The sequence below is a fragment of the Chryseobacillus diguaensis genome (genome assembly GCF_049220665.1).
Taxonomy (GTDB): domain Bacteria; phylum Bacillota; class Bacilli; order Bacillales; family Bacillaceae; genus Metabacillus_B.
This window is the reverse complement of sequence record NZ_JBMKNV010000007.1, coordinates 141,334-154,699: the sequence shown is the minus strand read 5'-3', so window position 1 is coordinate 154,699 and position 13,366 is coordinate 141,334. Positions and strand designations below refer to the sequence as shown.

Below are 13,366 nucleotides of genomic sequence, written 5' to 3'. Positions count from 1 at the left end.
TTTTTGCATTTTACTCTGCATTTTCTTCATGATCGTGCTCAGTGCGAAAAAAAAAGTTTTGGGTAAGCTCGGCGATTTTAAGCAAAGGCTTTTCCATAACGGGTACCTCAGGAATGGATTCAATAAAATACTTGCCATATTTAGCAGCTGTCAGCCTTCTGTCCAGCACATAGACTATGCCCCTGTCTTCTGTGGACCTGATGAGCCTGCCGAACCCCTGTCTGAAGCGAATGACGGCCTCAGGCAGTGAATAGTGGTAAAAGGCGTTTTTCCCTTCACTCGCCAGTTTTTCGCATTTAGCCGATACAATCGGGTCATCTGGGGGTGAAAATGGAAGTCTTACGATCATCAGGCTTGTTAATTCACTGCCTGGAAAATCCACACCCTCCCAAAAGCTGCTAGTACCAAGAAGAATGGCTTTTTCAAACTGTCTGAATGATTTAGCCAGTTTATTCCTGCTCCCGCTTCCAGTCCCCTGCCCCATAATGGCATAGTCATTCAACTCAGCATTTTCCTTCAGCATCTGATATGTTTTTCTCAGCATATCAAATGAAGTAAACAGAACAAGCATTTTCCCGCTTGTTTTTTGTACAAGGAGTGAAATGGCTTTTGCAGCAGCTGCAGCGTATTCATCAGGGGTTACCTCCTGAATGGCCGGAAAATCGCTTGGAACAAGAAGCTGAGCCTGTTCCTTATATAAAAAAGGCGACCTGATAGCTAGTGTTTCAGGATAAAAATCCTTTAATCCCAGCTGATCGATGATAAATTGAAAAGACCCTTCAACTGACATCGTAGCAGATGTCAGAACAACACTGTTCTTTTCAGAGAAAAATCGATCTGCCAGCAATTCATTAACCGAAATCGGCTGTGCATATACAGACACAGCATTTTTTGCCCCTCTTGCTTCTATTTCAATCCATTTCACTTCCTCAATGTTATCAAAGAAAAACAAATTGCTGATGTTTTCATAACATTCTTTAAAAAAATCATGCTTCTCAAAATATTCCTTCAGCAGGAGATCCCTTTCAATAACGCTCTCACCCATCAGCTCTTTTTGTTTTTGCATTATCTGGATAAAATCAAATAAGTAAAACTTGATTCTGTCTGCTAATTCCAAGATGCTGTTCCAATGAGGGTTATTTTCCGTTCCATATCTGTATACCACTTTATTAAACCCGCGGGTTTTGGCTCTTTTTTGTACATAACTGTGAAGTCCTTGAAAGAACTCATTGCATTCCTCTGAAAAGTCTTTCAGCATTACATCCAGCTCAAGCATTAACTCGTATCCTTCAGGATGATTTTTTTCCATCCAGTTTGAGCAGGCGGATAGCAAATTATCTGAGTAGAGATGCCCAAGTCTGTCCAATGTACCATGAAGGGCAAGATAATCCAGTTTTTTGCCCATCTGCTCACTGGCAATCCGCTCAAAATGATGGGCTTCATCAATAATTACCTCATGATACTCGGGAAGAATATTCATCTTTGAAGCACAGTCTGCAAGCAATAAAGAGTGATTCGTTATCACAATTTCTGCTTTTTCGGCTTTTTGCCTGGCCCTTTGATAAAAACACCTCGTTTGCCAAGGGTTATTTTCAGAAGATGGTTGAGAGCATTGAATTCTTCGCCATAATACTGCCCCGCCGGATGGGAGATTAATCTGATCTCTGTCACCCGTCTCCGTTTCTGTCAGCCAAATTAAAATTTGTGACTTAGCTAGAATACTGTCATAATTATCATCTTCTTCAGCTAGCGTATGTTCAAACTTTTGCAGGCTAATGTAATGGCTTTGACCTTTCAGAAGAGCTGCATCAAAATAAGGATACTTGCTTTGAAGGGCAGGAATATCTTTTTGGAGCAGCTGCTGCTGCAAAGTAACGGTATGTGTACTCACCAAAATCCTCTTCTTTTCCCTTAACGCGTATAAAACAGAAGGCAAAAGGTAACCAAGCGTTTTCCCAGTTCCGGTTCCTGCTTCTAAAAGAAGATGCTGATGAGAGTTTAATGCATGGTAAATGGCTCTCATCATTTTTTCTTGATCCTTTCTGGCTGTATACCCTTCAGGCAATTCAAGATGTTCAGGCTTGCTTGAAAGCATCAATGAAGAAACTGATTCACTTGTTGAAGCTGAAAGAGGTGCCTGCTTTTTGATGGCAAGGTTTCTGAATAAATCAAGATCATCACGAGAATGATCAGTAAGTTTTAACTGTTTCAGCGAAATTAAATCGCTGATTAGTTCTTCAGCATCACTGATAAATGATTTTGAAAGTCGAAGAAGACTTTTTAGTGTGATAACAGGCAGAGATACAGCAACTTCGAAAATTTTCTGCAGCAAAGTTGCTGTAACTTGAGCATCGCTGTCTGCCCTGTGCGGATGGTCGTGCCTAATATCAAGCTCTTTGCAAAGCTCGCTTAACTTATAGCTGTCTGCTTGCGGAAAAGCAATTCTGGCTAATTCAACCGTGTCAAGGATTCCGCCGGAAAATTTGCTGCACCCGCTTTTGGCTAATTCTGCCTGAACAAACGAGAGATCAAAATAAACATTATGTGCAACAAAATAGGAATCCTTTAAAAGAGAAGATATTGCAGGAGCTATTTCTTCAAAAAGCGGCGCATCTTGTACCATTTCATCAGAAATACCGGTTAATTGCTCAATAAATAAAGGAATAGGCTGCAGAGGATTCACAAAGCTCATGAAGCGATCAACAATTTTTCCTCCTTCAAGGACAACTGCTGCAAATTGTATAATCCGGTCTCCCTTTTTAGGTGAATTCCCCGTTGTTTCCACATCCAGTACCACAAAACGTTTTTGTTTCATATGTACAACACCTCTGTTTCATGCAGCACATTTTTTCTATACAGGTTAAAAATGGACAGCTGCACTACTTAGATTCTTACGTCCCAGCTTCTATTATGTATGATTCTCTTCCCATATGCGAGTGATGTTGAAAGGTTAAAACAAAAGGCCTGGCTTTCGGGCATATAAACGCCTTAAGGCCAGACCGTTTGAAAATTTTTTCGAGTTAATAGTGCCTTATAAAATGGTTGAGGCCGGTTCATGGGCAATCATTTGAACAATTTCATTCTGTTCATTCAAAATTGCCACTTTAGGTGAATGATCTTTCACTTTTTCTTCCGCTACCATCACATAGGAAACGATTATAACAACATCCCCTTCTTCCACGAGTCTGGCCGCAGCACCGTTTAAACAAACCACACCTGTTCCTCTGGGTCCTGGGATAATATATGTTTCAAGGCGGGCACCGTTGTTATTATTAACGATCTGAACCTTTTCATTTGCCGCCATTCCGACAGCATCAATTAAATCTTCGTCTATAGTAATGCTTCCCACATAATTTAAATTGGCTTCTGTCACTCTAGCCCTGTGAAGCTTCGCATTCATCATCGTACGAAACATATGAGCTTCTCTCCTTAAATGAAATATCCAAATTTTTATAATTCCAAAGTAATATTATCTATAAGCCTTGCTTTTGTAAATTTGACTGCGGCTGCAATAATGATTTCGCCGCTCCAATTTTTTGGTTCTGTCAGCTCAGGATACTGATAGATTTCCAAATAATCTATTTCTGCATTAGTTCCTGCAGTTATTGTTTCCTCAACGGTCTTTTTAATCGTATGCAGATCCCGTTCGCCCTGTTCGATTAGTGCTTTCCCTTTTAGGAGAGCCTTATGCAAAACAGGAGCCTCCTGCCTCTCTCTTTCTGATAAATAGACGTTTCGCGAGCTTTTTGCCAGGCCATCGTTTTCTCTGACCGTTTGAACTGGGACAATTTCAATAGGAAACTGGAAATCATCGACAAGTCCCCTAACGACTGCTACCTGCTGTGCATCCTTCATCCCGAAATAGACCTTTTCCGGCTGCACTAGGTTAAAAAGTTTCGTTAGTACCGTTGCCACACCATCAAAGTGGCCAGGACGGGATTTCCCGCACAGTACGTCAACCCTTTTTGTAACCTTTATTGTGACAGAAGGTTCACCCTGGTACATTTCTGACACATCCGGGGCAAACACAAAATCAGCACCTTCCTGTTCGGCAAGCAGAAGATCTTTTTCCATATTTCTTGGATAAGCTTCAAAATCTTCGTTGGGTCCAAATTGAAGAGGATTGACAAATATGCTCATAACGACAATTTCATTATCTTTACGAGCATGCTTTAAAAGCTCTAAGTGGCCATTATGCAAAAAACCCATTGTCGGAACTAAGCCAATCGTCTTCCCTTCTTTTTTAACCTGAGAAATGATTTGGCGCAATTCCGTGATTTTTTCGATCTTCTTCATTTTACTGTTCCCCCATAAAGACCTGATAGCTCTTCTTCTTTCATGCTAAAGCTATGTTTCTCTGCAGGAAACTGCCTTCCTCTGACGTCTTCTGCATAGGCAGATAAAGCAGCCTCAGCCTGTTCACCGATTGAACCGTATTTCTCCACGAACTTAGGAACTCTGTCCACTCCGTAACCGACTAAATCGTGATAAACAAGGACCTGTCCATCTGTCTTGGGACCAGCCCCGATCCCTATAGTGGGTATTGAAAGCTTATTCGTTATTTGTTCAGCAAGCTGCTTTGGGACGCATTCCAAAACAAGAGCAATCGCTCCTGCTTCTTCACAAGCAAGCGCATCTTCCAGAAGTTTCTTTGCTGTTTTTGCATCTTTTCCCTGCACCTTATATCCCCCTAAGACCCCAACTGATTGAGGCGTCAGGCCTAAATGAGCAATAACAGGAATGCCTGCATTTGTTAATGCATCTATTTTTTCAGCAACGTTTCCAGCACCTTCAAGCTTTAAGGCATCCGCCCTTCCTTCTTGTACAAGGCGTGCAGCGTTTGATAAAGTTAAATCTTTAGAATAATGGTAAGTCATAAACGGCATATCAGCTACCACAAACGTATCAGCAGCTCCCCGTTTCACAGCTTTTGTATGATGAATCATATCTTCCATCGTTACCAGAACAGTTGAATCATAGCCAAGAACAACCATTCCAAGTGAATCACCGACTAAAATCATATCGACTCCAGCTTTTTCAGCTATTTTAGCAGATGGAAAGTCATAAGCAGTGACCATTACAATAGGCTCCCGGTCTTCCTTCATTTTTGTAAAATGCTGCCGTGTTTTCATTGTTTTCCTCCTCATTTTATAAAAGAGGCGATGAGAATCCCAAAGAATAGAAAAACCCTTCTTCAGGTTAGGGAAGAAGGGGGATTTGTTTATTATCCTGTTACGGTTCATCATCCCTCTGTCCCAGTCCTTTTTGGATCAAGGCAGAATATCGAGTTGCGCGGCTCAATGCTTTTGTAAACGGTGCAGTTCTATTCAAGATACTGCCCAAATGTTTGAAGCTCTGTTTTCACTGTGTATTATACACCACCAAAGAAGAGGTAGCCAGAGTTTTATTTGTTCTCAGGGGGATCAGCTGTTTATTTCAATATCAGCAGAATATATTTTTTCAATTTTGCCTTGTTCCGTCTGTAAAAGCAGAACGCCTTCATCGTCAATCCCGATCGCTTTTCCTTTTAAGGAGCCCTGCAGTGTACGGGCTGTTATATCTTTATTTAAGCTGATCGCATAGGATTCCCATAATAATTTAATCGGCTTGAAGCCATGGTTAATGTATTGGCCGTAAAGGTTTTCCATTTTCAAAAGAATAGCCTGGATGAGCTTGGCTCTGTCAAATTCTTTTCCGCTTTCAAGGAATAGAGAAGTCGCTATCGAATGCAGTTCCTCCGGGAAGTCAGTGAGTTTGTGGTTTATGTTTAGACCTGTTCCGATTATAACGGAATGTACCCTGTCTGCTTCAGCCTGAAGTTCTGTCAAAATGCCGACCACTTTTTTTCCATTTAACAGAATATCATTCGGCCATTTAATATCAGGTGAAAGATCCGTTACTTCCTCTATCGCCTGCACGATCGCTACTGCTGCCAGCAAAGTCAGCTGGGGAGTTTTATTGAGCGGTATCTCAGGTTTTAGGATCGTACTCATCCAGATTCCTTTTGCTTTTGGAGAAAACCATACTCTTGACAGCCTTCCCCGTCCTTCTGTCTGCTGATCGGCCACAACAATCGTCCCCTCTTCTGCACCGCTTGAAGCAAGTGTATGGGCAATTTTTTGTGTTGAGCCAACAACTTCTTCATAATGAATGTTTCTTCCGAGCTTGTTTGTTTTCAAGCCAAGCTGTATTTCATTGCTTGAAATTTTATCGGGTACTTTAATTATTTTATACCCTAATTTTCTGACAGCCTCGAGTTCATAGCCTTCACTTCGAAGATCTTCAATATGCTTCCATACCGCAGTTCTTGAGCATCCTAAAATATCACTCATTTTTTGGCCTGATACATAGTCACCTTCAGCTTCAGAAAATGCCTGGAGCAATTCTAGTCTAACTTTGGATTGATGCAAGTGAGAAACCACTCCTTCAATTCTATTTTCGTATTGGAAATCTCTTGTTCAAGAACCTTTTCTTCCGCACTCATAAGTATTTCTGACATCCACTTGCCCGGCTTTTTTTGAGACCATTCAATCAGATCGTGTCCTGTTATAGCAAGTTCTTCTCTATTATGTATAGCAAGATCAGCATATTGCTTCTCTAGATCTGAAAGCGGAACTGTGCCTGCTTTTCCATTAATGACCTGATTCACTTTTTCAGCCGTTTTTGCAGATTCAAGCCCAGCATGATATAAAAGAGAGTTTGTCCATATCCTGAGTTTTCTCCTCAATTTTAAAACGGAAAAGGTATGAAGCAGATGCTTGATCCGTTTAACAGGCATTTTCCAATTTCTTAAAAACTCTGATTCATTTTCTGGTGAGAGAAAATATAACAAAAGTGTCCAAATTTCATCGCTGCTTGTCAAAAGGTGTTTATCCTGTATGGTGAATTTTTTCAGAGCCTCCCGTTTACCATGTAAAGATGGAAGAAATTCTTCCATGCCTGTTTCTAGCAATAAGCTGAACGCCTTGTCTCTGTCTTCTCCGGCAAGCAGTTTATCAAACTCATTCAGTTTCCTCTCCACTGAAATGTTTTGGAGAAGCTGCCGCTTTTTCATAACCCCTTTTTTTGTATCTTCAGAAAGGGTAAAACCAAGCTGGCTTACAAACCGGCAGGCTCTCATCATTCTGAGCGCATCTTCTGAGAACCGTTCTTCAGGCCTGCCAACCGTTCGAATGATGCGATCATTTAAATCTTTTCTGCTATTAAAATAATCAATGATACGTCCGTCTTCCTCCATAGCCATCGCATTGATCGTAAAATCACGCCGTTTTAGATCCTCGCTGATGCTCTCAATGAAAGTAACCGTTTCCGGTCTTCTGAAATCTTTATAGCCTTGTTCTGAACGAAATGTCGTCACTTCGTATGGAACGCCGTTAAATAAAACGATGACTGTACCATGGGCTGATCCGACATCAACTGTTTTTGGGAATAATCTTTGAACTTCTCCAGGTTTAGCAGATGTGGCTATATCAATGTCTCCAATTTGACGTTTCAGCAGATGGTCTCTGACAGACCCTCCAACAAAGAAAGCTTGAAAACCTTCTTGCTTCAGCCTTTTTAATATAGGGAGAGCGATTTGAAAGACAGGTTCCACAGCTTACATCTCCTGTTCAAGAATTTCTTCATAGATTTTCTCATACTGCGCAACAATTTTATCTGAATGGAAGATTTCTCTCGTTCTTGCTAAACCAGAATCCACAAATCTTTGATGCAATTCACTGTCGGAAAGCAAACGTAGCGACTTTTCTGCCACTGCCTCAATATCGCCCACTTCACATAAATAGCCAGTTTCGCCGTCTAAAATCACTTCAGGAATGCCCCCAATACGTGTTCCGATTGATGGAACACCGCATGCGATCGCTTCCAGTAAAACCAGGCCAAAGCTTTCTTTTTCAGATAAAAGAAGCTGCAGATCACTGATCGAATAGAGTTCTTCCATATTTTCCTGTTTTCCAAGGAAAAGGACATTTTCCCTGATACCGAGCTCGTCCGCCAGCCCGCATACTTTTGTCATTTGAGGTCCGTCTCCAACAAGAAGAAGCTTGGCAGGCATTTTCTGCAATATTTTATGAAATGCCTTTAGTACATCAGGCACTCTCTTCACTTTACGGAAATTGGACACGTGAATAAGAACTTTTTCTTGATCCTCTATCCCGTATGCCTTTTTAAGGTGCTGGACTTCTTTTTTATGATAAATGGTTTCATCTATAAAATTATAGACTGTTTCAATCTTTTTATCTGGTTTTAAAAGATCATACGTCTGCTGGACAAGAGAATGCGAAACAGCTGTTACTTTGTCTGAAGATTCTATCCCAAATTTAATCAAGTCAGTTAGAGAAGGATCATTAGCCAGAACCGTAATATCCGTGCCATGAAGAGTTGTCACTACTTTTAAGTGGTCTCCAACCATTTGTTTGGCAATATGAGCGCAGATAGCATGCGGAATAGCATAATGGACATGGAGCAAATCAAGGCTTTCCCTTTTGGCGATTTCAGCCATCTTGCTTGCTAAAGCAAGGTCATACGGCGGGTATTTAAAAACCGAGTATTGATTCACTTCAACCTCATGAAAATAAATATTCCCGTATACTTTATTTAATCTGAAAGGGAGACTTGAGGTAATAAAATGGATCTCATGGCCTTTTTCAGCGAGCAATTTGCCAAGCTCTGTTGCAACGATACCTGATCCCCCTACGGATGGATAACACGTTATTCCGATTTTAAGTTTCTTCATTTTATCACCCTGGAAAAAGATTGATGTAGCTTTTCTTTCCACTCCTCATGAAATTGGCTCTGTATATTATGTATATCAATTTAGCTTGAAACTACGATTTTTTATTTACAATGGTTCTCCATTTAAGGTCTCCGCGTTCCAGCCCCTTGATGATAACTTCTGCTGTTCCCATATTTGTTGCAAGCGGCACAGCATATACATCGCACAAGCGCATCAGAGCAGAAACATCAGGCTCATGAGGCTGCGCTGTCAGCGGATCCCTGAAAAAAATAACAACATCCATTTTATTTTGGGCAATCAAAGCACCAATTTGCTGATCTCCGCCAAGCGGTCCTGACTGAAAACGATTGATTGATAAACCTGTGGCTTCCTGTATTCGAAGTCCTGTTGTGCCAGTGGCGTACAGCTCATTTTCCTCAAGAATTTTTTTATACGCGATGGAAAACTGTACCATATCATTCTTTTTCTTATCATGAGCAATCAGCGCGATTTTCATTATATGCCTCCTATTCGATAATATTTTCCAAACCGTATACGAGAACATCGATCTTCATAACTGTTTCAACACAGAGTTTGACACCTGACATAAAGGAAGCTCTATTATAAGAATCATGGCGGATTTTCAATGTCTGTCCATCCCCTCCGAAAAGAACCTCTTGATGGGCAACTAATCCTGGCAAACGAACACTATGCACTCTGATACCGTGATAATCTGCACCTCTTGCACCAGAAATCAGCTCTTTTTCTTCGGAGTGTCCCTGTCTTTTTTCTTCTCTCACTTCATGAATCATTTCAGCTGTCTTTAAACCAGTTCCAGAAGGAGCATCAAGTTTTTGATCATGATGCTGTTCGATAATTTCAACATCAGGGAAATATTTTGCAGCCATTTGGGAAAATTTCATCATTAATACTGCTCCAACAGCAAAGTTTGGTGCTATTATCGCGCCAATCCCCTGTTTTTCTGTAAGATTTGTCAGTTCCTCCAGATCCTGTTCTGAGAATCCTGTTGTGCCCACTACTGGACGCACACCATACTCAAGGGCTTTAATCGTATGTTCTTTTCCGATATCTGGGGTTGTCAGATCAATCAGTACATCTGGCTTTGTTTCCTGAAAACATTCAATAAGCTCTGTAAAAATCTTTGCTTTACTTGTGAAACCAGGCAAATCATTTAATAGCTGTCCGCCATTTATTCTGTCTACCACTCCTACTAGGGTAAAATGGTCTGTTTCATCAACCATTTTTACTGCCTCGCTGCCCATTCTGCCTCTTGGGCCTGCTATGACTACTTTAATGTTTTCCAAAGAAAACCCTCCTATTACTCTTCTTTTTTTGTCCACCGGTCTTTATCTCTTGTTTGGAATTTATTCATCACACCATTATGAGCACTCTCTAAATCGATATTAAGAGAATTTGCGAGACAGATGAGAACAAACAGCAAATCTCCTGCTTCCTCTTCAATTGCTTTTTCACCTTCTGACTTCTTTTTTGGTTTTTCTCCATATAGATGGTTTATTTCCCTTGCCAATTCTCCCAGTTCCTCTGTCAGCCTGGCAGTCATAGCTAAAGGACTGAAATAGCCTTCTTTAAACTGGTCTATGTATTGATCAACTTCCTCTTGAAGCTGTTTCATGGTCTTTCCTGAAGTATCAGACATTTTTTCATCACCTCTGCTCGTTCGTTTTCAGCTGCTTTTTCCTATTAGTAAAGTCCAAGTTTAGAAATCAGAAAAATAGAAGTATAAACAGCAAGTTTTTACCCGATTTTATGAAAAGAGCTCTTCATTCCAATGTTAGCTAATTGACTGTCATTTGACAATGTTTTAGCCGCATACTTCGTGATTTGCCACTTTACATTTCTTCATCTATAATATTATCGCCATGATACATACATAAAGGAGCTGATATGAGTGAATTTCTTCGGATTAAAACTGCGCAACATACTTTTCATTTTACTCGGATCAGCCATCTTTGCATTCGGGCTTGTACATTTTAATATGCAAAATCATCTGGCTGAAGGCGGCTTTACCGGTATTACTCTTTTATTATTTTTCAAATTTCATATTGACCCATCCATTTCGAATCTCATTCTGAACATCCCAGTATTTTTTATTGGATGGCGATTGCTTGGCCGTACCTCATTTCTCTATACCATTATTGGCACTGTGAGTCTTTCTGTATTCTTATCAATTTTTCAGGCTCATCAAATTCAAATGCCGCTTGAACATGACCTTTTTCTCGCTGCTCTTTTCGCTGGTGTGTTTATCGGTGTTGGCCTTGGCATTATTTTCAGATATGGGGGTACAACAGGCGGTGTTGATGTTATCGCAAGGCTTGTTTTCAAATATGGCAACTGGAGCATGGGCAGAACAATGTTTGTCTTCGATGCTTGTGTTATAACCCTTTCTCTAATCGTCTACCTATCCTACAAAGAAGCGATGTACACGCTTGTGGCAGTATTTGTCGCTGCACGGGTAATTGATTTTATCCAAGAAGGAGCGTACGCTGCAAAAGGTGCTACAATCATGTCTGTTCATAATAATGAGATTTCAAACAAAATCATGACAGAAATGGATAGGGGTGTAACCATATTAAAAGGACAGGGATCTTTTTCCAGAAAAGATATTGATGTCTTATATTGCGTAGTGGCTAAAAATGAACTCGTAAGGCTAAAACAAGTCATTACCTCAGTTGATCCCCATGCTTTTGTGGCTGTCAGCGATGTTCATGATGTTATCGGAGAAGGATTCACACATGATGCTGAAAAAAATCCAATTGAAAGATAGGATATTAATAAAGAGCCCGTGCTTTCGGGCTCTTTCTCAAATCTCTTCCTCTTTATTTATGGCTGTTTTCGCAAAGATTGTTGCTAATCGTATGGTCTTAAAACACATATAAAGATTAGCTTCGTGGCATCTTTTCTTAAAATACACAGGTGTATTCATGCTATAAATTCACTTAATTGCATGAAAAAACAACAAAGTTTAAGAAAAGAGTCTTATTTATTTGTATCCCGTTCGTTTTTTTGCTCCCGTTCTCCTTTGAATTTTCTCCATCCCGTATAAGAAAGTGATAAAAGAATAACACTTCCTGTTGAAATTATTACCCAAATTAGTGAAGGGTCTGCCTCATCATCTTTCACTCTCTCAAACAGCGCTTTTAAATCATTTTCCATTACAACAAGCCTTTTATTTCTCGTTTCTTCTGAATAGCTCTCAAATTGTGCGTTCTTGATAATTGAAATGTCTTTGTCGACATTTTTAACCTTTTGGGGGTCCAGATCGATCGTTATAGATGGATAAATGATGTCATATAAGGATAAAAATTTATTCCAGTCTTCTATAAAAGCCTTATGGCTTCCTTTTTCCAATTCTGCTTTTACTCCGGAAAAAGTGGTCATAATCGGACTTTCCATTGAACCCCAAAGCGGCTCGTTTTCTGAAAAAAGGGCGTCTGTCAGCAGTCTAAACTGAGTGACTGCTTTGATTTTTTCTTCGGGTGTGCTTTTGTTTTCCAGTTTTTCGACAGCTTTTTCATGAACAGCGGCAATGATCCGCAGCTGCTGATAGCTGATTTTTGCTGTATCCATATTAAGCTTCTTAAACTGTTTTCCGAAATAAGTAATTAACTGTAATGCTTCTTCAAAATGTTGTTCTTTAGCTAAATGAAATGCTTCATGAGAAATTTCATTTAAAGAGGTCCAATCCACCTTGCTTTCAGCCTCTGCCTTCATTCCTCCAGAAAGCATGATGACGATCAAAAAAACAGCCATCCATATTTTCATCCTTGTCCCTCCTGATTCTACTAATAAAACGTATGTTGAGATGGACAAGGATAGACCAAAAAAACAGTCCGGATTACCGGACTGTTTTTCGCAAAGGCTGTTTTCGCATAGAGTGTTGCTATTCGTACGATTTTAGAACACGCATAAAGACTAACTTCGCGGCATCTTTTCTTAAAATTTCCAGCTGTATATTGGTCCGCGATCATCTAATATACATGAGGAAGCAACAATGTTTAAGAAAAGAGCATTCACAAAAGCTCCATTTTCTGAGTTCGCGGCCTAATAACGAGCACATAGGCCAAAAATAGAGACAGGATGCTTAGCCAAAACGTAAAATAGCCAATTTGAGGCATGTAACTCATCAAAGAATAATATTTTGGCATCATTCCAAATACATAGTCGATAACATCATTATGTAAAGTCCATATTCCTGTAATAACAAGATGTCTCATTTTAAATTTGAAATAAGGAGAATATAAAATCCCTTGCAAAGCCATTCCAAAATGAGAACAAATCAGCATATAGCCTTCCCATGGAAGTTGGCCGTCAACCAATAGAACAAGCAGATTCATGACAACTGCCCAGATTCCATATTTAAATAGAGTAACAATGGCCAATGCCTCAAACAACGGGGTATTTTTACGGAAAAGAAAAAATGCCAGAACGATAGTAAAAAATAAACTTGCAGTTGGACTGTCTGGTACGAAAATCAGAAAAATAGAAGGTGTCTCTGCCAGCTGAGGCATGTACCAGTAATAGCCGTAGATCGTGCCAAGAAAATTAATCAAAAACAGAGCAGCGAGTACAGGTTTCTGCCCAAAACCATACAATAATGTCCTCATGACTTTA

The 13,366-nt window shown here is 40.0% G+C and carries 13 protein-coding genes; 1 reads left to right on the top strand and 12 read right to left on the bottom strand.

What is annotated here, in order from left to right:
- Positions 1–10: 10 nt before the first annotated feature.
- The 10 genes from dinG to ACOT8F_RS12955 all read right to left on the bottom strand — a co-directional run bounded on the left by dinG (position 11) and on the right by ACOT8F_RS12955 (position 10,391).
- On the bottom strand, positions 11–2,815 hold the full coding sequence (dinG, locus tag ACOT8F_RS13000) for an ATP-dependent DNA helicase DinG (protein ID WP_421652346.1): 2,805 nt from the start codon (positions 2,813–2,815) through the stop codon (positions 11–13).
- Between the two features lie 216 nt (positions 2,816–3,031).
- On the bottom strand, positions 3,032–3,415 hold the full coding sequence (gene panD / locus ACOT8F_RS12995; protein ID WP_421652345.1) for an aspartate 1-decarboxylase: 384 nt from the start codon (positions 3,413–3,415) through the stop codon (positions 3,032–3,034).
- Between the two features lie 35 nt (positions 3,416–3,450).
- Positions 3,451–4,296 carry a pantoate--beta-alanine ligase gene (gene panC / locus ACOT8F_RS12990; RefSeq protein ID WP_421652344.1) on the bottom strand — a complete coding sequence of 282 codons (846 nt, stop codon included), beginning with the start codon at positions 4,294–4,296 and terminating at the stop codon, positions 3,451–3,453.
- A complete protein-coding gene (gene panB / locus ACOT8F_RS12985; protein WP_421652343.1) occupies positions 4,293–5,132 on the bottom strand; it encodes a 3-methyl-2-oxobutanoate hydroxymethyltransferase in 840 nt (279 codons plus the stop codon). The genes panC and panB overlap by 4 nt, the downstream gene beginning before the upstream one ends.
- Before the next feature lie 291 nt (positions 5,133–5,423).
- Positions 5,424–6,410, bottom strand: a complete 987-nt coding sequence (locus ACOT8F_RS12980) for a biotin--[acetyl-CoA-carboxylase] ligase (RefSeq protein ID WP_421652342.1) — start codon at positions 6,408–6,410, stop codon at positions 5,424–5,426.
- Complete coding sequence (locus ACOT8F_RS12975) at positions 6,386–7,594, bottom strand: CCA tRNA nucleotidyltransferase (protein ID WP_421652341.1); 1,209 nt, start codon at positions 7,592–7,594, stop codon at positions 6,386–6,388. The genes ACOT8F_RS12980 and ACOT8F_RS12975 overlap by 25 nt, the downstream gene beginning before the upstream one ends.
- 3 nt (positions 7,595–7,597) lie before the next feature.
- Positions 7,598–8,734 (bottom strand): N-acetyl-alpha-D-glucosaminyl L-malate synthase BshA, encoded by a 1,137-nt coding sequence (bshA, locus tag ACOT8F_RS12970; protein ID WP_421652340.1) that lies wholly within the window; start codon positions 8,732–8,734, stop codon positions 7,598–7,600.
- 91 nt (positions 8,735–8,825) lie between these two features.
- The gene (gene mgsA / locus ACOT8F_RS12965) at positions 8,826–9,230 is read right to left on the bottom strand and encodes a methylglyoxal synthase (protein ID WP_421652338.1); all 405 of its coding nucleotides are present in this window, start codon (positions 9,228–9,230) and stop codon (positions 8,826–8,828) included.
- A gap of 10 nt (positions 9,231–9,240) precedes the next feature.
- Positions 9,241–9,996 carry a 4-hydroxy-tetrahydrodipicolinate reductase gene (gene dapB / locus ACOT8F_RS12960; RefSeq protein WP_421652419.1) on the bottom strand — a complete coding sequence of 252 codons (756 nt, stop codon included), beginning with the start codon at positions 9,994–9,996 and terminating at the stop codon, positions 9,241–9,243.
- Between the two features lie 56 nt (positions 9,997–10,052).
- Positions 10,053–10,391, bottom strand: coding sequence for a nucleotide pyrophosphohydrolase (locus tag ACOT8F_RS12955; RefSeq protein ID WP_421652337.1), 339 nt, complete (start codon positions 10,389–10,391; stop codon positions 10,053–10,055).
- 252 nt (positions 10,392–10,643) lie between these two features.
- Here ACOT8F_RS12955 and ACOT8F_RS12950 point away from each other — a divergent pair, with 252 nt between their 5' ends.
- Complete coding sequence (locus tag ACOT8F_RS12950) at positions 10,644–11,519, top strand: YitT family protein (RefSeq protein ID WP_421652336.1); 876 nt, start codon at positions 10,644–10,646, stop codon at positions 11,517–11,519.
- A 212-nt stretch (positions 11,520–11,731) separates the two neighbouring features.
- Here ACOT8F_RS12950 and ypjB read toward each other — a convergent pair whose 3' ends face one another.
- Complete coding sequence (gene ypjB / locus ACOT8F_RS12945; protein WP_421652335.1) at positions 11,732–12,517, bottom strand: sporulation protein YpjB; 786 nt, start codon at positions 12,515–12,517, stop codon at positions 11,732–11,734.
- Positions 12,518–12,765: 248 nt separating this feature from the next.
- Positions 12,766–13,359, bottom strand: coding sequence for a lipoprotein heptaprenylglyceryl N-acetyltransferase LhaT (gene lhaT / locus ACOT8F_RS12940; RefSeq protein ID WP_421652333.1), 594 nt, complete (start codon positions 13,357–13,359; stop codon positions 12,766–12,768).
- Between the last annotated feature and the right edge of the window lie 7 nt (positions 13,360–13,366).

Coding starts and splice junctions, on each gene's coding strand:
- bshA (WP_421652340.1), bottom strand. CDS start 8,734: ATGAAGAAACTTAAAATCGGAATAACGTGTTATCCATCCGTAGGGGGA.
- dinG (WP_421652346.1), bottom strand. CDS start 2,815: ATGAAACAAAAACGTTTTGTGGTACTGGATGTGGAAACAACGGGGAAT.
- lhaT (WP_421652333.1), bottom strand. CDS start 13,359: ATGAGGACATTATTGTATGGTTTTGGGCAGAAACCTGTACTCGCTGCT.
- panB (WP_421652343.1), bottom strand. CDS start 5,132: ATGAAAACACGGCAGCATTTTACAAAAATGAAGGAAGACCGGGAGCCT.
- mgsA (WP_421652338.1), bottom strand. CDS start 9,230: ATGAAAATCGCGCTGATTGCTCATGATAAGAAAAAGAATGATATGGTA.
- panD (WP_421652345.1), bottom strand. CDS start 3,415: ATGTTTCGTACGATGATGAATGCGAAGCTTCACAGGGCTAGAGTGACA.
- panC (WP_421652344.1), bottom strand. CDS start 4,296: ATGAAGAAGATCGAAAAAATCACGGAATTGCGCCAAATCATTTCTCAG.
- dapB (WP_421652419.1), bottom strand. CDS start 9,996: ATGGGCAGCGAGGCAGTAAAAATGGTTGATGAAACAGACCATTTTACC.
- ACOT8F_RS12955 (WP_421652337.1), bottom strand. CDS start 10,391: ATGTCTGATACTTCAGGAAAGACCATGAAACAGCTTCAAGAGGAAGTT.
- ypjB (WP_421652335.1), bottom strand. CDS start 12,517: ATGAAAATATGGATGGCTGTTTTTTTGATCGTCATCATGCTTTCTGGA.